This window comes from Humibacter albus DSM 18994, from assembly GCF_000421825.1.
GTDB classification, from domain to species: Bacteria; Actinomycetota; Actinomycetes; order Actinomycetales; family Microbacteriaceae; genus Humibacter; species Humibacter albus.
This window is the reverse complement of record NZ_ATXT01000016.1, coordinates 127,404-148,004: the sequence shown is the minus strand read 5'-3', so window position 1 is coordinate 148,004 and position 20,601 is coordinate 127,404. Positions and strand designations below refer to the sequence as shown.

The following is a 20,601-nucleotide window of genomic DNA, read 5'->3' as shown; positions in this document are numbered from 1 at the left end:
CCGGGCCGCTGGCTGAGAGGAGCTCGAGCCCGAGACGGGGTCCATGCCCGGTCGCTACTCGCTCCCGGTCGCTACTCGCTCCCGGTCGCTACTCGCCTACAGCGTTCCGTGGGCAGCCCACAGCTCCGCTGCGCGATCCGCCGCCCGATGGATCAGCTGCACGAGTTCTGGACGCTCGGGCACTCGGAACGAGACGTAGGCGCCTCGCCCGCCGGTCACCGGTCGGCCGTACGCTTTCGCCGCGAGTCCGCCGTCCGGCAGAAGCCGAATCGTGATGCTCTCGAGCTCGAACTCCTGGTCTCGACGCACGTCCCGCCAGCGCAACTCCGGCGGCACGGCCACGTTGATCGCGAGTGCTCCCACCTCGGGGATGCCTGTGCCGATGCCTGTGCCTGTGCCTGCGCCTGGGTCCTCATGTTCGGGCATGATCCCATCCTCTACGGCCGCTGGAGGATTGTCACCGGGGGATGCGTCGCATGCCGCCATCTCCGTACGCTCGGAACGGTTCCTCCCGAACGTACGGTTCCCCGAGTCGGGAGGGATGCCCTCACGTCGCGACCCCGCTGGAACCCGCACCAAGCCCGCGCTGCGAGGATGGTGCCGTGAGTTACGACGTCAGCGAGACGACCGCCGAGTACTCGGCGAAACGGGTGAGCCTGCAGACGAACGCACGGTTCGAGTCGTTGGTTGCGGCGTTCGAGCAGGCGGTGCCGGAGCTGACCGAAGCGGATGCCGCGGCTCGCCTCGCCGAGGACGGCGACTGGGCCGGCTTCGTGCGCGGCCTGCGCTGGGAGGCGCCGAGCGGATTCGTGCGGGTGTGGACATCCCTGCCGTCCGAGCTCATGCGGTATGCCGGCAACCCGGTGCCGAGCACGGTGTGGATGATCGTCGATCACGGCATCGCGGCCCGTCTGTGCCGGCACGATCCCGGCGCGATGCTCTACTCCCCGATCCGCGTGGAGGCTCACGCGTCGGCCGCCGCGGGCACCACCCTGAGCTTCGACGTGCCGAGCCTGCAACTGCGGGGGTTCGGCATCAACAAGGTGACGCAGGCCGGTGCCGAGCTCGACCGAGCCCTGGGCGACCTGATCGAGGACCTCGGGATGCCACGGCCCGCCGCGCTTCGTCGCTAGCGCGAGCCCGCATCCACTCTGGGAGCGGCCGGGATGCCTGCCATCGCGGGCCGTGCCGCTGTCAACCCCGTCGCCGCCTCTTGCGGCGCGTGCGCGGGCGAACGAGCCTGGAACCCATGGCCGACCTGCACGGGTGGCTCCCGCTCGCCATCGCCTGTCTCATCGCCATCGTGGCCGCCGTCGTCGTGGCCGCGGTGATCGCCGTCATCGTGCGGGCCATCGCCCGGCGCAAGGAATGGGCGAGGATGCTCGCCTCCCACGCGCGGATCCCGTTCCGCCTGCTCGTGCTCGATGTTCTGGTCTGGATCGCAGTGACGCTCACGATGCCGCGCGACGTGCCGAGTGCGATCATCAGCGCGGCCAACCACGTCTTCCTGATCGTCACGATCGCGCTCGGTGCTTGGTTCGCGGCGGCCCTGGTGATCTTCTTCGAAGATCTCGGTCTCGCGAGGTATCGGCTCGACGTCCCCGACAACCGGTACGCGCGGCGCGTGCGAACGCAGGTGCTGATCATCCGGCGCCTGACGATCGTGGCCGCCGTCGTGGTCGCGCTCGGCGCCATCCTGCTCACGTTCCCCGGCGCGCGGGCGGCGGGAGCGAGCATCCTCGCGTCCGCGGGCATCATCGGCGTGATCGCCGGCATCGCGGCGCAATCGTCGCTGGCGAATCTGTTCGCGGGCATGCAGCTCGCCTTCAGCGGGGCCATCCGGCTCGACGATGTCGTGGTCGTCAACAACGAGTGGGGCCGCATCGAGGAGCTCACGCTCACGTATGTCGTCGTGCACATCTGGGACGACCGACGCATGGTGCTGCCCTCCACGTTCTTCACCACGCAGCCGTTCGAGAACTGGACCCGTCAGCACAGCGAACTGCTCGGTGCGGTGGAGTTCGACCTCGACTGGCGGGTGTCGCCCGACGGCATGCGCAAGGAGCTCGACCGCGTGCTGGGCAAGACCGACCTGTGGGACAAGCGCACATCGGTGCTGCAGGTGACCGACGCGATCGGCGGGTTCGTTCATGTGCGCGTTCTCGTGACGGCGAAGGATGCCCCGACCCTCTTCGACCTACGCTGTTACGTTCGCGAGAACCTCGTCTCCTGGACGCAGCGCGAGGGCACTTCAGGGCTGCCTCGTCAGCGCGTAGAGCTCGTCCAGGCCGGCGGAATGGATGCCTCACAGCGCTCCCGCGCCGTCTCCGGCGACACGCTGTTCAGCGGCAGCAGCGACGCCGAGCAGCGCGCGTCGCAGTTCACCGACTCGATCCCGACGATCGAGCCCGACCCGGAAGCCGCGGACCGATCCGGTGTTGGTTCTGCCGCAGATCGCGGCGCGGACGCCGCTACGGATCACGAAGTGGCCGCCGAGCCCGGGCAGGGCGGTCCAGTGCGGCAGCGGAGGGACTGAACCGCGGACGACTCGATCTATTCGCCGCGGTCGATGCCGAACGTGTGCCGCATGAGCGCTTGGATGTCGCGATCCAGCGAATCCATCCGCTGCTCCACGTGTCCGAGCTTGGCATCGAACGTGGCGTCCAGCCGGCCGACTTCACTGCGCACCACATGCACGAACAATGTCGACACGATCGTGAGCATGCCGAGGAAAGCGGCGCTGAACACACCGATCATCGTCCACGTCTGGGCTTCGGTCACGACCATCTCCTCATTCTCGGCCGAACTCCTCTCATCGTCCATGGCCAAGCCGACGCAACGCCGGGATTCGGTCGAAATGGGGAGAATCGGCATCCCTCGCCGATGGGGGCGACGAGTGCGGTACGGGCGGGCGCAAGGGGCATCGAACGGCCGTCGGACACGCTCGGACATGCTTCGCTCGGCTCAGCCGCGCTGCGGCCTCGGGAACACCGAGCGCATGTGGTCCGAGTCGAGATAGTCGGCCACGCCGATCAGGATGAGGCTGAAGACGATCTGCTCCGTGACCATCCACACCGGGTACAGCCCGGGAATCGCGGCGAGCACGAGCGTGATCACCGGGAAGATCTTGCTGAACAGTCGCAGCCGCGAATAGCCCCAGTAGTAGCCGAGCGAGGCGCGCCACGCGAAGTAGAAGAGCGTGGCGGTCATGCCGAGAACGACGACGGTGCGCATCCACACCGGCCATTCGACGGGGATGCCACCGGTCGCCAGCACGAGCGCCACCACCACGGCCGCGATCCCGATGGCGAACTCGAGCACGAGGAGCCACGTGATGGCCACGAACGCGCGCCTCGTACGGGGATGTCCCATCGAGTCGGCAGCGGCCCGGACTGCGTGCTGACGTCCCCCGGCGATCCGGTCGAGGCGGCGGAACAGCGGCTCGAACCGCTCGAGGAACGATCGGATCATCTCAGCGAGTCCTGCCCGTGGTGCACGGGAGAGGGCTCAGGCCGCAGCCAGCGCCGTGAGCGCCGACGTGAAGAACGTGAGCCCGTCGACGCCGGAACGCATCGCGGCGCTCGTGTCGGGTCCGAAGCCGGGCTCGGTCGCGTGCTCGGGGTGCGGCATGAGCCCGACGACGTTGCCCCGCTCGTTCGTGACGCCCGCGATGTCGTTGAGCGACCCGTTCGGGTTCACACCGACATAGCGGAACACCACCCTGCCCTCGCCCTCGAGCCGCGCGATGGTTTCTGCGGAGGCCACGTACTCGCCCTCGCCGTTCTTCAGCGGGATGACGATCTCCTGGCCCGCCTCGAACCCGTTCGTCCACGCCGTGCCGGTGCTCTCGACCCGCAGCGTCTGGTCGCGGCGGATGAACGTGCCGTGGTCGTTGCGGATCAGTCCGCCGGGCAGCAGACGCGCCTCGGTCAGCATCTGGAAGCCGTTGCAGATGCCGAGCACCGGCATCCCCTTGTTCGCCGCGTCGACGACTTCGTTCATGATCGGTGACAGGCTCGCGATCGCGCCGCAGCGCAGGTAATCGCCGTAGCTGAAGCCGCCGGGCAGCACGAGCGCGTCGACCCCGTTCAGGTCGTGGTCGCCGTGCCAGAGCGCGACCGCCTCTGCGCCGGCCGCGCGTACCGCGCGCCGGGCGTCCCGGTCATCCAGCGAGCCCGGAAATGTGATGACGCCGATGCGCATCAGGCCACCGCGTTCTCGACGACATGCACAGCGACGACGTCTTCGATCACGCCGTTCGACAGCACGTCCTCCGCGATCTCGCGAACGGTGGCGATCAGCTCATCGGTGACCGTGGCATCCGTGGTCAGCTCGAACCGCTTGCCGGCGCGCACGTCGAACGTGCCGCGCCCGGTGCGGGCCAGGGCACCGGCGATGGCCTTGCCCTGCGGGTCGAGGAGCTCGGCCTTCGGCATGACGTCTACAACGATGGTGGGCACCGGATGCTCTCTCTCGTGTGTCGTGCGAGGCAGGCTCGCGCAGTGTTCTCGGCTCCTCGATTCTACGCGTCGTGCGGGTGCGCCCCGGATGCCCGTGTGCGCTCGAGCGCCGCCAGCACGCGTTCCAGAGACTCCTCGATCGGCTCCGTACTGGTGTCGACGACGACGTCGGCGTCATCCGGCACCTCGTAGGGACTCGAGACCCCCGTGAACTCGGGGATCTCGCCCGCCATCGCGCGAGCGTAGAGACCTTTGCGGTCGCGCCGCGCGCATTCCTCCAGCGGCGTCGATACGTAGACGAGCAGGAAGGCGCCGGATGCCTCGGCCATCGTGCGCACTTCGGCCCGGTCCGCCGCGAACGGCGCGATCGGAGCGGCCAGTGCCACCCCGCCGTGCGACGCCGCCAGCGCGGCCACCCAGCCGATGCGCTGCACATTCAGGGAGCGCGATCGCTGGTCGAAGCCGAGCTCGGACGACAGATGCCGGCGCATGTCGTCGCCGTCGAGCACGGTGGTGCGCTCGCCACGCTCCCTCAACGCGGTGGCCGTCGCCTGTGCGAGTGTCGACTTGCCGGATCCCGAGAGCCCGGTGAAGAGGATCACGGCGCCGGGCAGCACGTCATGCGGCCGACTGCGGCGGCGGTGGAGCTCGTGGGCGCTGGCCGGCGGCAGCGCCCGTTCGACCTCGTTCCGCCAGCGCTCCGCAGCCTCGGCCAGGAGCCGCTCGGCGTCGTCAGCGGGTCGTGGTGGCACGGTCTGCGTGGCGCCGTAGGCGCGCAGGAGGCGATCGAGGAGCACGTCGGAGCCGAGACCCTCGCCCTGCAGTTCGAGCAGACCGGGCGACGGATGCCGCGACCACGGCAGCGCGATCGTCACGACGCGGTCCGACCGCGACTGCGCCCGCAACTCGTCCGCCAGTCCGCTCACCGCGCGTGTCAGCCCGGCCGCACCCACGCGGAGGCCGTCGTGCTCGTGGCGCTCGTCGTGCGCGCGTGACTCGCCGCGCAGGACCCGGTGGTCGCGGGCTCCGACCAGCGCCGCGACGAGCACGACGGTGTCCTCGCGCCGAAGCTGTTCGCTCAAGAAGTCCACGTCGGCACGCGTGGGCAGCCGCTCGAACGCCACGCCCACGACGCGGCTCGCACCGAGATCGGCGAGGCGCGCGCGCGAAGCCGCTGCGGACATCCGCACTCCCTCATCCCACTCGGCCGTGTGCCCCCCGCCGCGAGGCCGGAGCGCGAGGGGTGCGGCGGCGCTGCCACGACGGGATCCGGGAAGCTGAGCGAGCGGGGTGGCCTGCCTGTCGACGAGCACGACGTCGTGCGTCACGGGCGGAAGGTCGCTCCCGTGGGTATCGTTGGACGGCACGGAGAGCCGCAGCCGGCAGCCCGAGGTGCCGAGCGCGAGCTCGAGCCGGTCGAGATCGCTCCCGTCGATGGTCAGCGTCGGCAGCGCCGCGATCTGTGCCCAGTCGATGTCGTTCGTCGTCATGTTCCACCACCCGGGGTCGCGCCGCCGGCCGCGGGCAGTCCGCGAGTCTTCTGAGCCGGTGCGTCGTGAGCATCACGTGACCCGCCGGCATCGAGCGCTGGCGGGGTGCGCCGCCGTAGCACGAGCCACGCGACGGCTCCGGCCACGACCATCGCGATCGCGACCGCGACGAGCCACGGCGTCGGAACGCCCAGCATCGCGAGGCCGGACGCGGCGAGGAGAACGGCGAGGATGCGCCGCACCAGCCCGCCTGGAATCGTGCTGGAGAGCATGGCGCCGAGCACCGCTCCCGGTATCGCGCCGATGAGCAGACCCGCTGTCAATCCGAGATGGATGTCGCCGAACACGGCGTGCGCGAGCACAGCCGATCCGACGAGCGGGATCGCCTGCACCAGGTCGGTGCCGACCAGCTGCGACGCCTTGATACTCGGGTACATCAGCAGGAGCGCGACGACGATCACCGATCCGGCGCCGACCGACGTGATGCCCACCATGAACCCGCCGACGATGCCGAGCAACACCGTCGGAAGCGGGCGGATGCGGATGTCCGGGGCATCCACGTGTCCGGCCGCGCCTTCGCCGAGCGCCGTGTGCCGATTCGTCATGCCGCGCCAGATGCGCACGCACAGTGTGGTCGCCGAGATCAACAGAGCGATGCCGAGTGCGATGGTCAGGACGCTCTCGAAGGATGCCGCGGGCTTGGCGAGCGCGAGAACGGCCACGCCGGCGAACGCCGCAGGAACGCTTCCCAGGGCGAGCCATCCGACGAGCGACCAGCGCACGGTTCGCTTGCGCACGTGCGGGATTGCGCCGAACGGCTTCATGATCAGGCTCACGAGCAGATCGCTGGAGATGGCCGCCACCGTGTCGACGCCGAAGAACAGCACGAGCACGGGGGTCATGAGCGCGCCGCCGCCCATTCCGGTCAGCCCGACGACGCCGCCGACGAAGAGCCCGGCGACGGCGAGCGGGAGGCTGAACCAGTCCATCTCGCCTCCCGGGTAGTCCTCGATGTCGATGCGGCACGAGAAGAAGAGAAGAGTCCGCGTGATGGGCGGCGCGAGTCCCGGCATCCTGGTGCCGCGCCAGCCGAAGCACGCCGCCGACCGACACGCTAGCAGCGCGCATTCATGCGGAAGCTGCAAATATGAAGACTCACACAGTTTGCATAGGGCCTGCTTGGAGTTCGCCACAGTGCGCCCAGCAACATGGTGAACCGCCCGCGATCCTGTGAGTCCTTTCATTGCGGGCAGCAGAGAAGGAGCATACGTGAGCGAAGCAGAGGCCGAATCCGAAGACACCACCACCTCCGACCTGCTCCTTCCGCCCCGCACCCGCCTGCTGCACATCGGCATCCCGAAGACCGGGACCACGTCGTTGCAGAACGCCGCGGCAGACAACCGCAGACTCCTGCGCGAGCACGGCGTGCGGTATCCCGGCAAGTCGATGAACCATCGCGCTGCCGTGTCGGGGCTGCTCGGCAGGCGCTGGGGCTGGTCGGGCAAGGGATCGAGCGTCCCGCCCCGCGACGCCTGGGAGGAGCTGCTGCGCGAGGTCGATGCCGACGCGGAGCGTCGCATCTTCATCAGTCACGAGTTCGGCTCGGAGGCGACGGACGAGCAGGCAGTGCAGTTCGTCCGCGAGCTCGGCGAGCGCACCCACGTCGTCGTCACGCTTCGCGCCGTCGGCGCGATCCTGCCGTCGGCCTGGCAGCAGTACATCAAGACCGGCTACGCGGGAACGTTCGACGAGTGGCTGCACGCCGTCATCGGTGAGAAGCCGAACCCCAAGATCACCTCGTCCTACCACCTGCGCAATGATCAGGGCGGAGTCGTCAAGCGCTGGGTGGAGGCGGCGGGACCCGAGAACGTGACAGTGGTCATCCTGGACAAACGGCGTCCGGCGCTGCTTTCCGACGCCTTCGAAGGGATGCTCGGACTCCCCACAGGCATGCTCGTCGCCGAGGACACCACCGGGTTCGCTGCCAACCGCGGCATGTCGCTGCCCGAGGCGGAGCTGCTGCGGCAGTTCAATGCGTCGATCCGGGGACGCAGGGTGGACTGGAACCACTACCACCCGCTCATCCGCCTCGGCGCCGTGGCCCGCATTCTCGACGAGCGAACGCCGGGCCCCGACGAGCCGAAGATCATGCTGCCCCCGTGGGCCGTGGACCGCGCCGTCGAGCTGGGACAGCGCTACGCGGCCGACATCCGGGAGTCCGGCGCACGCGTGGTCGGTGACCTCTCGTTACTCTCCGTTGCGGCGCCCGCTCGGCCGGTCGAGCTCTCCGATACTCTCGGCACGGTGCCTTCCGATATCGCCGTCGACGCCCTCGGCGGCCTGTTCTCGATGGCGACCGGCCGCAGCCACGACTTCCGCGAGGCCGACGAGGCGCCGAAGGTGACGGGGAATGCGGCCATCGATCGCACCGCGACCATGCCCACGGGCACAGTGCCGACCGCCGACCTGGTGCGCGTGCTCGGCGCGCGCGTCGCACGCAAGTTCAGCGACGTGCGGCGCGACCGCAAGCGCAGGGCGGACGCCAGTGCGAAGGCACGCGAGCCCGGCACGTCGGCCGGCGCCGCGGCATCCACCACCGACGCATCCACCTCGACGCCGGGAGGCGAGCAATGACCCGCTACCAACTCGACGAGCTCGACGCGCTCGAGTCGGAGAGCATCCACATCATCCGTGAGGTCGCCGCCGAGATGCAGCGCCCGGTGATGCTGTTCTCGGGCGGCAAGGACTCCGTCCTGATGCTCTCGCTCGCGCTTCGTGCGTTCGCGCCCGCGCCGATCCCGTTCCCGGTGATGCACATCGACACCGGGCTGAACTTTCCCGAGGTGATCGAGTTCCGCGACCGCATGGTCGAGCAGTTCGGACTGCGGCTCATCGTGGCGAGCGTTCAGGATGCGATCGATCGCGGTCTCGTGCGCGAGGAGCCGAACGGGTCTCGCAACCGCATCCAGACCCGCGTGCTGCTCGAGGCCGCGGAGAAGAACGGCTTCGACGCGCTGTTCGGCGGTGCCCGGCGCGACGAGGAGAAGGCGCGCGCCAAGGAACGGGTGTTCTCCTTCCGCGACGAGTTCGGCGGGTGGGACCCGAAGAACCAGCGACCCGAGCTGTGGCGGCTGTACAACGGCCGGGTGTTCCCCGGTGAGAGCGTTCGCGTGTTCCCGCTGTCGAACTGGACCGAGCTCGACGTGTGGCGCTACATCGAGCATCGCGCCGTCGAGGTTCCGCCGCTCTACTACGCGGCCGAGCGCGACGTCGTCGAGCGCGACGGCATGCTCTTCGCCGTGAACGAGTTCGTGCGCCCGGGCGCGGAGGAGGAGGTCGAGCGCCGACGCGTGCGTTACCGCACGATGGGCGACGCCAACCTGACGGCTGCCGTCGAGTCCGATGCCGACACGGTCGACAAGATCATCACCGAGATCGCCGCCACCCGGCTCACCGAGCGCGGGGCGACTCGAGGGGACGACCGCGTGAGCGACTCGTCCATGGAAGACCGCAAGAGGGAGGGGTATTTCTGATGCCCGAACTGCTGAGGGTCGCGACGGCCGGATCCGTCGACGATGGCAAGAGCACGCTGATCGGACGCCTGCTGTACGACAGCAAGTCCCTCTTCGACGACCAACTGGACCACGTCGAGCGCGTGAGCCGCCAGCGCGGCGACGAGTACACCGACCTCGCGCTGCTCACCGACGGCCTGCGCGCGGAGCGCGAGCAGGGCATCACCATCGACGTGGCATACCGCTACTTCGCCACACCGCGGCGCAGCTTCATCCTCGCCGACACCCCGGGGCACGTGCAGTACACCCGCAACATGGTGACCGGCGCCTCGACGACCGACGCCGCGATCATCCTCGTGGATGCCCGCAACGGTATGACGGAGCAGAGTCGCCGTCACGCCGTGCTCGCCGCGCTGCTCGGCGTGGAGCACGTCGTCGTGTGCGTCAACAAGATGGACCTCGTCGGCTGGTCGCAGGAGGTCTTCGACTCACTCGTTTCGGAGTTCGAGGACTTCTCGGTGCGTCTTCGCATTCCCGACCTGTCGTTCATTCCGGTGTCGGCGTTGCTCGGCGACAACGTCGTGGACGCGAGCGCGAACATGCCCTGGTTCGACGGCACTCCGCTGCTGCGTCACCTGGAGCACATGCACATAGCCGGCGACCGCAACCTCGTCGATGTGCGCCTCCCGGTGCAGCTCGTGGTGCGCCCGCACTCGCACGAGCACCACGACCACCGCGGTTACGCGGGCTCGGTCGCGGGCGGCGTGCTTCGTGCCGGTGATCGCGTGCGGGTGCTGCCGAGCGGCTTCGAGACCGAGATCACGCAGATCCTCGGTCCCGACGGGCCGGTCGAGGAGGCATTCCCGACCATGTCGGTGCAGGTGCTCCTGGCAGACGACATCGATGTGAGCCGCGGCGACATGATCTGCCGGCCCGGCAACATGCCCTCCATCACGCAGGAGCTCGACGCGCACGTGTGCTGGATGGATGAGACGAGCGAGCTCGTCCCCGGCACGATGTACGCACTCAAACACACGACCAAGTGGGCCAGGGCGAAGGTGACAGGCATCGACTACCGGCTCAACACCGACACCCTGCACCGCGACCGCGAGGCCGGCTCGCTCACCCTGAACGACATCGGCCGCGTGCGTCTGCGTGCGTCGGTTCCGCTGTTCGTCGACGCGTACGAGCACAACCGCGAGACGGGGTCCTTCATCCTCGTCGACGAGGGGACCAATCGCACCGTGGGCGCGGGCATCGTCCTGTCGAGGACGAGCGCCTGAGGCGCGCGGGGCATCCCTCGCCCTCATGATCTGAGACTGCGCCGTCTGCACATCGCCATCCCGGAGCGATGCGCAGTCGGCGCAGTGGCGTGTGTCCAGTGGTGTTCGCGCAGGCGTCTCGACGCGAGGACGCGCACGCATACTGGCAGCGTGCAGCGTGCAGCGTGCAGCGTGCAGCGTGCAGCGTGCAGCGTGCAGCGTGCAGCGTGCGGCTTGCGTACAATTGGTCGGCGAGGTATATTCCACGTGGAATAATTCACACCGAATATCCGTGCTCGCGAATCAGTCACGCGAATCCGTCAGGAGAGGAGGCCCCCATGTCTGTGCCGACACCGCTCGGTATCGCCATACTCGGTCTCCTTTCGGAGCGGCCGATGCACCCGTACGAGATGTTCCAGACCTTCATGCAGCGGTCGGAGGACCGCATCGTGAAGGTGCGCCCGGGATCGCTCTATCACACGGTCGAGCGGCTGGAGCGCGACGGGCTCGTGCGCGCCACCGGCACCGAGCGCGAAGGCAACAGGCCGGAACGCACCACCTATGAGATCACGGATCGGGGGCGCGACAGGTTCCTCGAGCGACTCACCGAGATGCTCGCCGAGTGGAAGTACGAGTATCCCGAGTTTCCGCTGGCGATCGCCGAGGCGCACAACCTTCCGCGAGAGACGGTCATCCGGCTGCTTCAGAAGCGTGCACTCGTGCTTCGATCCCAGCTCGAACTTGTCGTAGGTGCCGTGGATCATGTCGAGGGCAAGAACCTCCAGCGCAAGTACTGGCTCGAGGCGTCCTATCTTCGCGTGCAGCTCGAGGCGGAACGCTCCTGGGTCGACGGGCTCATCGACGAACTGAAGAGCGGCTCGATCGACTGGTAGTCGCCGATCCGAAGCACGGCCCGATTCCCCAACGAGGATTCGTCCCTCACCATCGAGGATTCGTCCCTTCCGAATAAAGCTCAACCCCACAGAAGGACATCATGGAAAAGCAGAGAAGCCCCTGGCCCGCGCTCTGGGCGCTGGTCATCGGGTTCTTCATGATCCTGGTCGACACGACCATCGTGTCGGTAGCCAACCCGAAGATCATGGAAGGTCTCAAGACCGACATCAACTCGGTCATCTGGGTCACCAGCGCCTACTTGCTGGCGTACGCCGTGCCGCTGCTCGTCACGGGCCGGCTCGGTGACCGTTTCGGACCGAAGAACATCTACCTCATCGGACTCGTGCTGTTCACCGGATCATCACTCTGGTGCGGCCTTTCCGGCTCGATCGAGGTGCTCATCACCGCTCGCGTCGTGCAGGGCCTCGGCGCCGCGCTCATGACCCCGCAGACGATGGCGGTCATCACGCGAACGTTCCCGCCGAACAAGCGCGGCACGGCCATGGCGCTCTGGGGCGCGACCTCCGGCGTCGCGATGCTGGTCGGACCGCTGCTCGGCGGCGTTCTGGTCGACGGCCTCGGCTGGGAGTGGATCTTCTTCATCAACGTGCCGGTCGGCGTGATCGGCTTCATCGCGGCGATCATCCTGGTGCCGAAGCTTCCGACGCATCAGCATTCGTTCGACATCCTCGGCGTCATTCTGAGTGCGGTCGGGTTCTTCCTGGTCGTGTTCGGAATCCAGGAGGGGGAGAAGTACGACTGGGGCACGATCACCGGACCCATCACCGTGTGGGGGATGATCATCGCCGGCATCGTCGTGCTCGCCGGTTTCGTCACGTGGCAGGCGCTCAACAGGGGCGAGCCGCTCATGCCGCTGAAGCTGTTCCGCGACCGCAACTTCTCGCTGGCCAATCTGGCGATCAGCACCGTCGGATTCACGGTGACGAGCATGTCGCTGCCGCTGATCTTCTTCGCTCAGCTCGTGCTCGGCTTCACCCCGACCCAGTCTGCGCTGCTCATGGTGCCGATGGCGCTCGTGGTGATTCCGCTGTCGCCGTTCGTCGGGCGCATGGCCGACCGCGTGCATCCGCGCTACCTGTCGTTCTTCGGACTCTTCGTCATGGCCGGTGGACTCGCTTGGTACGCAGCGTGGCTCGACCCGAACGTCGATCTCTGGCCACGCCTGCTCATTCCGAGCCTCGTCCTGGGCATCGCGAATGCGTTCATCTGGGCGCCGCTGTCGGTGACCGCCACCCACAACCTGCCGCCCGCTCAGGCCGGCGCGGGCGCCGGCGTCTACAACACGATGCGCCAGGTCGGCGGCGTGCTCGGCAGCGCCGCGATCGCCGCCCTGATCGAGGCGCGGCTGACGGCGAACGGCCTGCACTCGAGCGCCTCGGGAGCCCAGTTCAGCGGTTCGCACCTGCCGGCGATCGTGCAGCAGCCCTTCACGGATGCCATGGCGCAGTCGATCCTGCTGCCCGCGGCCGTCGCGCTGATCGGCGCCATCGTCGCGCTGTTCCTCGTGAGGCCGCGTGACACGGGCCAGTGGTCGGCGACGCAGGGGACGCCGGTGGTGAAGCAGGCGGAGCCCGCGGCGTAGCCCTCAGATGAGGGCGTGGGCGTCGGGGACGCGTCGTCCGAGTCGCTCGGGAGCTCTGTCGTTCAAGTCGCGAATAGTGGGCCGGTGAGGTCGAGATCGACTCACTGTTCGCGACTTGAACGATGTTGAGGCTGGACCGACACCGCCCTACGCCGTGAGCAGTGCCAGAAGCTCCCGGTACCGAGCCGCAGTGCGCTCCACGATGTCGGCGGGAAGCGCAGGCGGCGTTCCCGTCTTGTCCCACCGTTCGGCGAGCCAGTCGCGCACTATCTGCTTGTCGAAGCTGGCCATGCGCTCGCCGGGCGTGCTGCCGGAGCGCCAGGCGGAGGCATCCCAGTACCTACTGGAGTCGCTCGTGAGCACCTCGTCGGCCAGCGTCAGCTCGCCGGTCGCCCTGTCGGCGCCGAACTCGAACTTCGTGTCCGCAAGGATGAGCCCGCGCTCCTCGGCGATGGCGGATGCCCGCCGATAGATGTCGAGAGAGGCCTCGCGAAGGCGCGTGGCGACATCCTCGCCGACGAGCTCCACCGTGCGCTCGAAACTGATGTTCTCGTCGTGCTCGCCCTGGGGGGCCTTCCAGGCCGGAGTGTAGATCGGCTCCGGAAGCCGGTCGCCGTTGTTCAGGCTGGCGGGCAGCGGAATGCCGCAGACGCTCTGTTCGCGCTGGTACTCGAGCCAGCCGCTGCCCGTGAGGTAGCCGCGCACCACGCACTCGATCGGGTACATGTCGAGTGGCTTGACGAGCATCGCGCGCCCGGCCACGGCGGCGGGGATCCGCTCCGTCCCGTCGAGCGCGTGATCGGCGACCAGGTGGTTGGGCACGTCGTCGAGCTGATCGAACCACCACAACGACAGGGTGGTCAGCAGTTCGCCCTTGCCCGGGATGTCCGGCTCGAGCACGAAGTCGAACGCGCTCACCCGATCGCTCGCCACCACCAACAGTTCGCCGGCGGTCTCGATGGCCGCGTCCGGTTGGCTCGCCGCACCGCGAGCCGGTTCGCCAGCGTCCGCAGGGCCGGCCGCTTCCTGCGGAACCTCGGCCGCGTTCTGCGGAACATAGAGGTCGCGCACCTTTCCGGAATACGCGTGGATCCAGCCGGGAAGAGTCTGCGCGGTCACGGCACCATCGTACGTGCCGCGCGTGTCCGCACGTTCCGTCCTCCCGAGACAACGCATCGCGTGATCGTCGCGCGCTACGGCCGCGCATGCCATGCTCGGGGCCGCGCGTGCCATGCTCGGGGCCGGCACCGTGTTGGCGCTGGGCCCCGCGATCGTGCACAATTGTTCTAGCTCACAACAAAAACGGTCGGTGCGCGCGCCTCGCAACGCGCGCATCATCATCGAGACCCATCATCAAGGAGGCGACGTGGCCGAATCGGCGGGCACCAACTGGGCCGGCAATTACGCGTACACGGCGAGCGAGATCCTGCATCCCGCGTCGGTCGACGAGGCGAGGCGCGCGGTGCTGCGCGCTCTCGAGACCGGGGGCCGCGTTCGCGCCGTCGGAACGCGCCACTGCTTCAACGACATCGCCGACACTTCGGGCGTCCTGATCGCGATGACCGCCCTGCCCCCGCGCTTCGAGCTCGACGAAGAGGCGCGCACGGTCACCGTCTGCGGCGGTGCCCGCTACGGCGATTTCGCCGAGCAGTTGGATGCCCGCGGCTGGGCCCTTCCGAACCTCGCCTCGTTGCCGCACATCTCGGTGGCCGGTGCCATCTCGACCGGAACGCACGGGTCCGGCAGCGGCAACGTCAGCCTTGCGGCGGCGGTCGCCGGTCTCGAGTTCATCGACGGCAGCGGCGAACTGCGCGCCCTGCGCCGCGGTGACGACGATTTCGCCGGAGCCGTCGTTTCCCTCGGCGCGCTCGGGCTGATCACGGCGGTGACGCTCGATGTGGTGCCGAGCTTCGAGGTCGCGCAGACGGTGTACGTCGACCTCGACTGGGATACGGTGCTGTCGCACATCGACGAGCTCACCTCTTCCGCCTACAGCGTGAGCATGTTCACGGACTGGACAGGCGTGCAGCAGGCGTGGCTGAAGCGCGTCGTCACGGATGACTCCCCGGCCGCGCCCGAGACGCTGCTCGGAGCGGCGCAGTCGAGTGAGAAACGGCATCCTCTCCCGGGAGTGGACGCGAGCGCGTGCACCGACCAGTTCGGCGAGCCCGGGCCGTGGTACGAGCGTCTGCCGCACTTCAAGCTCGCGTTCACCCCGAGCAACGGCGAAGAGATCCAGAGCGAGTACCTCGTGCCGCGCGAGCGCGCCGCCGACGCACTGCGCGCGTTGATTCCGCTCGGCGACCTGATGCGACCGGTGCTCCAGGTCGCCGAACTGCGCACCGTGGCGGCGGACGACCTGTGGTTGAGCGAGGCTTCCGGGCACGACGTGCTGGGCATCCACTTCACGTGGATGCGCGACCAGGCTGCCGTCGAGAAGGTGGTGGCCGCGCTCGAGGCGGCGCTGTTCCCGCTCGGTGCTCGGCCGCACTGGGGCAAGGTCTTCGTGGATGCCGACGGCGTCGTACCGTCGCTGTATCCCCGGTTCGACGACTTCCGCGCACTCGTGGCGAAGTACGACCCGAAGGGCGTCTTCCGCAACGCTTACCTGGAGCGCGTGCTGGGCTGATCGCCGTGCGGTGACCCATGGGATCGATGACCGGTGGTCTCGATCCGCCCGCTGTAGCGGTCCGGGTGGCGACGGGAATCGTCTCGACTGCGCCTCGCCTTGACGGATGGCCGTCTACGACGGTTGGCTGTCCTCGTGAGTGTCGAGACGGCGGAGACCGATCGGAAGGCGCCTGCCCATTTCCGCTCGCCGTGGTGGTATCACCCGAGTGTCGGGCTACTGGGAGCTGGACTGGTCCTTGTTCTCTGCCTGACCGGATCCGGCGTCGCCACCTCCCTCGCAGTGATCGTGGTGTGCACTCTGAATCTCGTCCTCTCCGCAGCGTATGAGCGCGCGACGGGCGTGTCGCTGCGAGGCTTTCAGCTGAGTCTGCGCAGCCTCGTGAGCTTCGCGTTCGCTGTCGTCATCATCGCGCTCGCCTTCGGCACGCGGCTGCTCATCGACCAGTCGGGAGCGCTCTGGCTCTCTGCCCCTGTGTCATTGGCAGTGTTCGCCGGCTCCCTCGCGTGCGGTCGGCTCCTCGACCGGTTCCAGTCCGTTCCGGAAGCATGGAACTGAGCCCGGCGACCTCCGACCATGCGGCAGTCGAGGCAGTACATGCCGCGCTCGTGGATGCCGCCGCGCACCTCGCCGAGGTCGGCGCCCGCACCGAGGCGCTCGCCGAGTATGTCCCTGCGCGTCGTACCCTGCTCGTTCCTCGCGCGGAGCGACTCCGTCCGATCGGCGATGTCTGGCGGCTCGGGGTCGTGCTGTTGGCATCCGGTGCTGGAGGCGGTGGCGGCGCCAGCACCGGCGGCGCGAAGCCCGCGCTCTACGCCACGGGCGCTCTCACTCGCTCGCACGAGCCGGGGCGGCCGACGTACCAGGCGGCATCCGCCGAACGGCGTCGGCAGTTGCGGGTCGCGGCCTACCGCGGCCACTTTCGGCCGGGCACGACGGTGAACTTCGATGCGAAGCCGATCCCGATCGACGCGAGCCTGATCGGCGCATCCGGACCGTTGACGGTGCGCGACGGCGTCGCGCTCGTGCGCTGGAGCGAGTCGTCGACCTTCGACGCGGGTGCCCTCACCCCCTTCATCCCGTACCTCGCCGAGCGCGTGGCGCTGTTGGCGGCGCCTCCCGAGGGCGCGTAACGGCGCGCCTGCCCCGGGAACCCCTTTCGCGCTGGCGAGCGCATCATGCGGCGACGAGTGCACCGAGATGCGGCGGGCGCGGGCCGCCTCAGTGCGCGGCGGGCGCGACCGAAGCAGCGATGTCGGTGCGGTACTGCCCGCCCTCGAGCGAGATCGTGCCGATCGCCGCATAGGCGCGGTCGCGCGCCTCCTCGAACGTGGAGCCGAGCGCTACGACGTTGAGCACGCGACCACCGGTGGCGATGAGGTTCTCCGTCGACCAGCTCGAGGTGGCATCCGTCGAGATGGCCCTGACATCGGTCGCGGCGTGCAGCACCTGGACTTCGGGAACCTCGGATGCCGCATCCAGGCCGAGAATGATCCGTCCCGTCACCGGCGCTTCCGGGTACCCCTCGCTGGCGAGCACGACGGTCACGGCGACGTCGAACGCGAACTCGGGGCGGGGCATCCCGCCGAGGCCGCCGGTCGAAGCCGCGAACAGCAGCTCGGAGAGCGGCGTGATCAAGCGCGGCAGCACGACCTGGGTCTCGGGGTCTCCGAAGCGCGCGTTGAATTCGATGACGCGCGGGCCGGCATCCGTGACGATGAGTCCGCAATAGAGCAGACCGACGAACGGCGTGCCCTCGGCGGCGAGCTGCCGCACCGTGGGCAGCGCGATGGTCTCGATGACCTCGTCGACGAAGTCCTCTTCGAGCCAGGGCACCGGCGAGTAGGCGCCCATGCCCCCGGTGTTCGGGCCTTCGTCGCCGTCGAGCAGTCGCTTGTAGTCCTGGGCGGGAGAGAGCGGCAGCACGTTCTCGCCATCGCTGAGCAGGAAGAGCGACACCTCGCGGCCCTCGAGGAATTCTTCGATCAGCACGGTTCCGCTGTTGAGCCATTGCGCGGCGTGGGCGATCGCGGCGTCGCGCTCGGGCGTGACGAGTACGCCCTTGCCGGCGGCGAGACCATTCGCCTTCACCACGTAGGGGGCGCCGAACCGGTCCAGCGCGGCCGTCGCCGTCTCGACCGAGTCCACGGTCTCGGCGCTCCCGGTCGGAACGCCAGCGCCCTGCATGATGCGCTTCGCGAACGACTTCGAGCCCTCGATCTGTGCAGCCTCCTTGCTCGGGCCGAACACCGGGATGCCGCGCTCCCGCACCGCGTCGCTGACGCCGGCCACCAGGGGCGCCTCAGGGCCGATCACCACGAGCTGCACTCCGTGCTGCTGCGCGTAGTCGGCGACGGCCTGTGAGTCGTTCGCATCGAGGCCGATCGTGCGCACGTCGTCGGCGATTCCTGCGTTGCCGGGCGCCGCGGTGATGTCGTGGTCGGCGTCCTCCGCCAGAAGAGCACGGATGATGGCGTGCTCGCGCGCGCCGGAGCCCAGAACGAGAATCCTCATTCTGCCCATCGTAGGGTGCCCCCGGCGGTCGGCCACGGTTCATGATTCAGGGCCGCAGGCACGGGTGACGCGGCCACGGGCCTGCGGGCGCCCGGATAGCCTCGCTTTCCTCGTCTTCCGCGCGTGGGAAACGGCTCGCATCCTGAGTTGCGAACGGCGCGACGGGCACAATGGAGCCATGGCCCGAGCACGCATCAGCGAACCGGACGGCATGGCCGCGGTCTCGGCGGCGCTCGCTCCCGCAGCGAGCCGCGATTCCACGGCGATGGCCGTGCGCTACCTGCTGCAGGCGCTCGCCGACAAGGTGCCCGGCAACTCGGTGGAGGTGCGCGTGCCGCCGTTCGGCGCCGTGCAGTGCATCGAAGGGCCCCGGCACACCCGGGGCACCCCGCCGAACGTTGTCGAGTTGGATGCCGCCACCTGGCTCGCCCTCGCTACTGGTGGTCTCTCGTGGGACGAGGCGGCGGCATCCGGGAAGGTCTACGCCTCCGGCACCCGTGCCACACTCGACGGATTCCTGCCGGTCTATCGCCCGCGCTGAGGAGTATCCCTTCGGAACTCGCTGAGGAGCGCCGCCCCTCCGGAGGTCGCTGAGGTGCCCGCTGGGAACGCACCTCCGCCACCCCGCTCCTGCGCTCGTCGTCCACCGCCAAGCCGAGGAGCCTCGGCCCCCCGTGCTCGGCCCCCCGTGCTCGGCCCCCCCGCGCTCGGCCCCGCGTGCTCGGCCCGGGACTTGTCGCGCTCACGTTCCCAGCGGGCCCTGTTCGGAGTGCGCGACAATGGAGGCGTGCCGCACGACCCCCACGACGACTCGACCGATCCGCTGACCTCGACCGCTCACGAGGAGTTGGTTGATGCCCGTCGCACGCCAGGCGACGACGATCGCGACCCTGCGGAGCCCAGCCGGAACGAGGCGGATCCCGCAGAGTCCGACGCCGACGGTGCGGAACGCGAAGTCGCCGAGATCGCCTCCGAGCAGCAGGTTCGGGTGCGTCGCACGCCGCGCTATGGCCGCTTCATGGTGCTCGGCGGAGCGGTGCTCGGCATTGCGTCGTTCATCGTGACGTACTCGTTCCCCCAGGGCAGCGGATACGACCGCAACACGGTCTTCGGGTTCGTGCTGGTGGCATCCGTCGCCGTCGGTGTCGGTCTCGGAGCTGCCGCCGCCATCCTCGCGGCGGCAGCCACCAGACGCACGGAGCGCACGGTGATGGCCGACCGCATCGATGTGCGCGAACCGGATGCCCCGTCAGAGTCCTCGGAACTCCCCGACCTGGGCGAGCTTCCGGCCCAGTCCGAGCACGACACTGCTGCTGCCGGAGCAGGCGAGCCGGCCGCTGGCACGGTGGGCGACAACGCCGCAACCGGCACCGAAAGCACGGATGGCGCCGAACGCGCGGACGGCACGGAACGCACCGACGGCGACGAGAAGCTCCCACGCTGACCGACGAGACGGGGCGACGGTAGCGAGAAACGGGGAGAACGCACGCGGGATTGCCTGCTCGCTCTCTTCTACCTGCTGCTCGGTTCGTCCTTCAACCCGTTGTCGATCCACGACCCGGGTGGCGTTGCGAGCGTCAGAGCGCGCTCACCACGGCCGTGCGCGCAGCGACGTCGTAGGGCGTCGCCCCGCGACGCAGGAACAGTGAGACGACGTAGACGATGGGCAGCGCATAGGCCGCCAGTGTGAGGACCCACACGCCGACGGAGGGCGCTGAACCCGCGCCGGAATCGGTGATGGCGATCACCGCGGCATGGCCGATGAGCCACGGAAGCGCGATCTTCAGTGCGTTCCGCAGCAGCGCCGTGCCGAACGAGATGCGGGCAGCGATTCCCGCGGCGGTGGTCGGCTCGGTTCCGGATGACGTGTCATCGTTCGTGCTTGTTCTCCTCGCGGCGCTCGCCGCGCGGTCGACCTCTCGATTCGTCCCTCGGCTCGTCCCGACGACACGGATGCCGAGTGCGCGCTTGCCGAGCGTCGCGTGCCACCGGCTCGACTCGAGCCAGGCGAGCGCGAGCGTGACGGGCGCGACCATGATGAGCGAGGCGATCACATTGAGCGTGATCGGGTCCACGCTCCCGGTTACGCCGGTCAGATACAGGGGGATGCCGACGGCGGCGACGATCGCGGCCCACACGAGCACGAACATCCAGTCGATGAGCCAGGCCAGGAGGCGACGCCACGGGTGTCGATGCACGTGGCGACGCTACTCCGCGTTCAGTGTTCGGCGCTCAGC

General features: G+C 68.8%; 22 protein-coding genes. 12 read left to right on the top strand and 10 right to left on the bottom strand.

What is annotated here, in order from left to right; genetic code table 11:
• Nucleotides 1-96: 96 nt before the first annotated feature.
• A complete protein-coding gene (locus H623_RS0112160) occupies nt 97-426 on the bottom strand; it encodes a hypothetical protein (RefSeq protein WP_022901205.1) in 330 nt (109 codons plus the stop codon).
• Between the two features lie 176 nt (nt 427-602).
• Between H623_RS0112160 and H623_RS21145 the strand changes: the two genes are divergently transcribed.
• Together H623_RS21145 and H623_RS19645 are read left to right on the top strand one after the other, a co-directional pair.
• The gene (locus H623_RS21145) at nt 603-1,133 is read left to right on the top strand and encodes a hypothetical protein (RefSeq protein ID WP_022901204.1); all 531 of its coding nucleotides are present in this window, start codon (nt 603-605) and stop codon (nt 1,131-1,133) included.
• Between the two features lie 116 nt (nt 1,134-1,249).
• On the top strand, nt 1,250-2,536 hold the full coding sequence (locus tag H623_RS19645) for a mechanosensitive ion channel family protein (RefSeq protein ID WP_022901203.1): 1,287 nt from the start codon (nt 1,250-1,252) through the stop codon (nt 2,534-2,536).
• A 17-nt stretch (nt 2,537-2,553) separates the two neighbouring features.
• Here the strand turns inward: H623_RS19645 and H623_RS19640 are convergent, their stop codons facing one another.
• The 6 genes from H623_RS19640 to H623_RS19630 form a co-directional block, all read right to left on the bottom strand.
• Nucleotides 2,554-2,781: a hypothetical protein gene (locus H623_RS19640; protein ID WP_245558988.1), complete on the bottom strand. Its 228-nt coding sequence runs from the start codon at nt 2,779-2,781 to the stop codon at nt 2,554-2,556.
• Between the two features lie 183 nt (nt 2,782-2,964).
• Entirely contained in the window at nt 2,965-3,471 is a 507-nt protein-coding gene (locus H623_RS0112140; RefSeq protein WP_026940274.1) for a hypothetical protein, read from the bottom strand.
• Between the two features lie 36 nt (nt 3,472-3,507).
• A complete protein-coding gene (purQ, locus tag H623_RS0112135; protein WP_026940273.1) occupies nt 3,508-4,203 on the bottom strand; it encodes a phosphoribosylformylglycinamidine synthase subunit PurQ in 696 nt (231 codons plus the stop codon).
• Nucleotides 4,203-4,460: a phosphoribosylformylglycinamidine synthase subunit PurS gene (locus H623_RS0112130; protein WP_022901201.1), complete on the bottom strand. Its 258-nt coding sequence runs from the start codon at nt 4,458-4,460 to the stop codon at nt 4,203-4,205. Before H623_RS0112130 ends, purQ begins: the two co-directional genes overlap by 1 nt.
• 62 nt (nt 4,461-4,522) lie before the next feature.
• Nucleotides 4,523-5,950: an adenylyl-sulfate kinase gene (gene cysC, locus H623_RS21140; RefSeq protein ID WP_022901200.1), complete on the bottom strand. Its 1,428-nt coding sequence runs from the start codon at nt 5,948-5,950 to the stop codon at nt 4,523-4,525.
• Nucleotides 5,947-7,023, bottom strand: a complete 1,077-nt coding sequence (locus H623_RS19630; protein WP_022901199.1) for a sulfite exporter TauE/SafE family protein — start codon at nt 7,021-7,023, stop codon at nt 5,947-5,949. Before H623_RS19630 ends, cysC begins: the two co-directional genes overlap by 4 nt.
• Before the next feature lie 196 nt (nt 7,024-7,219).
• Between H623_RS19630 and H623_RS19625 the strand changes: the two genes are divergently transcribed.
• From H623_RS19625 to H623_RS19620, 5 genes are all read left to right on the top strand, one after another.
• A complete protein-coding gene (locus tag H623_RS19625) occupies nt 7,220-8,584 on the top strand; it encodes a hypothetical protein (RefSeq protein ID WP_022901198.1) in 1,365 nt (454 codons plus the stop codon).
• The gene (gene cysD / locus H623_RS0112110; protein WP_022901197.1) at nt 8,581-9,483 is read left to right on the top strand and encodes a sulfate adenylyltransferase subunit CysD; all 903 of its coding nucleotides are present in this window, start codon (nt 8,581-8,583) and stop codon (nt 9,481-9,483) included. The genes H623_RS19625 and cysD overlap by 4 nt, the downstream gene beginning before the upstream one ends.
• On the top strand, nt 9,483-10,745 hold the full coding sequence (locus H623_RS0112105) for a sulfate adenylyltransferase subunit 1 (protein ID WP_022901196.1): 1,263 nt from the start codon (nt 9,483-9,485) through the stop codon (nt 10,743-10,745). Before cysD ends, H623_RS0112105 begins: the two co-directional genes overlap by 1 nt.
• 317 nt (nt 10,746-11,062) lie before the next feature.
• The gene (locus H623_RS0112100) at nt 11,063-11,617 is read left to right on the top strand and encodes a PadR family transcriptional regulator (protein WP_022901195.1); all 555 of its coding nucleotides are present in this window, start codon (nt 11,063-11,065) and stop codon (nt 11,615-11,617) included.
• A gap of 101 nt (nt 11,618-11,718) precedes the next feature.
• On the top strand, nt 11,719-13,221 hold the full coding sequence (locus H623_RS19620) for a DHA2 family efflux MFS transporter permease subunit (protein WP_022901194.1): 1,503 nt from the start codon (nt 11,719-11,721) through the stop codon (nt 13,219-13,221).
• Nucleotides 13,222-13,368: 147 nt separating this feature from the next.
• Here H623_RS19620 and H623_RS0112090 read toward each other — a convergent pair whose 3' ends face one another.
• Nucleotides 13,369-14,397: a phosphoribosylaminoimidazolesuccinocarboxamide synthase gene (locus H623_RS0112090; protein WP_022901193.1), complete on the bottom strand. Its 1,029-nt coding sequence runs from the start codon at nt 14,395-14,397 to the stop codon at nt 13,369-13,371.
• A 190-nt stretch (nt 14,398-14,587) separates the two neighbouring features.
• On the opposite strand from H623_RS0112090, the gene H623_RS0112085 reads away from it, so the two are divergent.
• From H623_RS0112085 to H623_RS0112075, 3 genes are all read left to right on the top strand, one after another.
• The gene (locus H623_RS0112085; RefSeq protein ID WP_026940271.1) at nt 14,588-15,850 is read left to right on the top strand and encodes a D-arabinono-1,4-lactone oxidase; all 1,263 of its coding nucleotides are present in this window, start codon (nt 14,588-14,590) and stop codon (nt 15,848-15,850) included.
• Nucleotides 15,851-15,985: 135 nt separating this feature from the next.
• Nucleotides 15,986-16,408, top strand: a complete 423-nt coding sequence (locus H623_RS19615) for a hypothetical protein (protein ID WP_022901191.1) — start codon at nt 15,986-15,988, stop codon at nt 16,406-16,408.
• Nucleotides 16,399-16,983: a hypothetical protein gene (locus tag H623_RS0112075; RefSeq protein ID WP_022901190.1), complete on the top strand. Its 585-nt coding sequence runs from the start codon at nt 16,399-16,401 to the stop codon at nt 16,981-16,983. Before H623_RS19615 ends, H623_RS0112075 begins: the two co-directional genes overlap by 10 nt.
• Nucleotides 16,984-17,071: 88 nt before the next feature.
• Here H623_RS0112075 and purD read toward each other — a convergent pair whose 3' ends face one another.
• Nucleotides 17,072-18,364 carry a phosphoribosylamine--glycine ligase gene (purD, locus tag H623_RS0112070; RefSeq protein WP_022901189.1) on the bottom strand — a complete coding sequence of 431 codons (1,293 nt, stop codon included), beginning with the start codon at nt 18,362-18,364 and terminating at the stop codon, nt 17,072-17,074.
• Nucleotides 18,365-18,542: 178 nt separating this feature from the next.
• On the opposite strand from purD, the gene H623_RS0112065 reads away from it, so the two are divergent.
• Both H623_RS0112065 and H623_RS19610 read left to right on the top strand, forming a co-directional pair.
• Complete coding sequence (locus H623_RS0112065) at nt 18,543-18,905, top strand: sterol carrier family protein (protein ID WP_022901188.1); 363 nt, start codon at nt 18,543-18,545, stop codon at nt 18,903-18,905.
• Between the two features lie 246 nt (nt 18,906-19,151).
• Complete coding sequence (locus tag H623_RS19610; RefSeq protein WP_022901187.1) at nt 19,152-19,808, top strand: hypothetical protein; 657 nt, start codon at nt 19,152-19,154, stop codon at nt 19,806-19,808.
• Nucleotides 19,809-19,941: 133 nt separating this feature from the next.
• Here the strand turns inward: H623_RS19610 and H623_RS0112055 are convergent, their stop codons facing one another.
• On the bottom strand, nt 19,942-20,562 hold the full coding sequence (locus H623_RS0112055; protein ID WP_022901186.1) for an RDD family protein: 621 nt from the start codon (nt 20,560-20,562) through the stop codon (nt 19,942-19,944).
• Between the last annotated feature and the right edge of the window lie 39 nt (nt 20,563-20,601).

What these genes read in the sequence shown, in the direction of transcription:
- H623_RS0112160 (WP_022901205.1), bottom strand. Translation starts at nt 426, where the DNA reads ATGCCCGAACATGAGGACCCAGGCGCAGGCACAGGCACAGGCATCGGC.
- H623_RS19645 (WP_022901203.1), top strand. Translation starts at nt 1,250, where the DNA reads ATGGCCGACCTGCACGGGTGGCTCCCGCTCGCCATCGCCTGTCTCATC.
- H623_RS0112140 (WP_026940274.1), bottom strand. Translation starts at nt 3,471, where the DNA reads ATGATCCGATCGTTCCTCGAGCGGTTCGAGCCGCTGTTCCGCCGCCTC.
- purQ (WP_026940273.1), bottom strand. Translation starts at nt 4,203, where the DNA reads ATGCGCATCGGCGTCATCACATTTCCGGGCTCGCTGGATGACCGGGAC.
- cysC (WP_022901200.1), bottom strand. Translation starts at nt 5,950, where the DNA reads ATGACGACGAACGACATCGACTGGGCACAGATCGCGGCGCTGCCGACG.
- H623_RS19630 (WP_022901199.1), bottom strand. Translation starts at nt 7,023, where the DNA reads ATGCCGGGACTCGCGCCGCCCATCACGCGGACTCTTCTCTTCTTCTCG.
- cysD (WP_022901197.1), top strand. Translation starts at nt 8,581, where the DNA reads ATGACCCGCTACCAACTCGACGAGCTCGACGCGCTCGAGTCGGAGAGC.
- H623_RS0112105 (WP_022901196.1), top strand. Translation starts at nt 9,483, where the DNA reads ATGCCCGAACTGCTGAGGGTCGCGACGGCCGGATCCGTCGACGATGGC.
- H623_RS0112100 (WP_022901195.1), top strand. Translation starts at nt 11,063, where the DNA reads ATGTCTGTGCCGACACCGCTCGGTATCGCCATACTCGGTCTCCTTTCG.
- H623_RS19620 (WP_022901194.1), top strand. Translation starts at nt 11,719, where the DNA reads ATGGAAAAGCAGAGAAGCCCCTGGCCCGCGCTCTGGGCGCTGGTCATC.
- H623_RS0112090 (WP_022901193.1), bottom strand. Translation starts at nt 14,397, where the DNA reads ATGCGTTGTCTCGGGAGGACGGAACGTGCGGACACGCGCGGCACGTAC.
- H623_RS0112075 (WP_022901190.1), top strand. Translation starts at nt 16,399, where the DNA reads ATGGAACTGAGCCCGGCGACCTCCGACCATGCGGCAGTCGAGGCAGTA.
- purD (WP_022901189.1), bottom strand. Translation starts at nt 18,364, where the DNA reads ATGAGGATTCTCGTTCTGGGCTCCGGCGCGCGCGAGCACGCCATCATC.
- H623_RS0112065 (WP_022901188.1), top strand. Translation starts at nt 18,543, where the DNA reads ATGGCCCGAGCACGCATCAGCGAACCGGACGGCATGGCCGCGGTCTCG.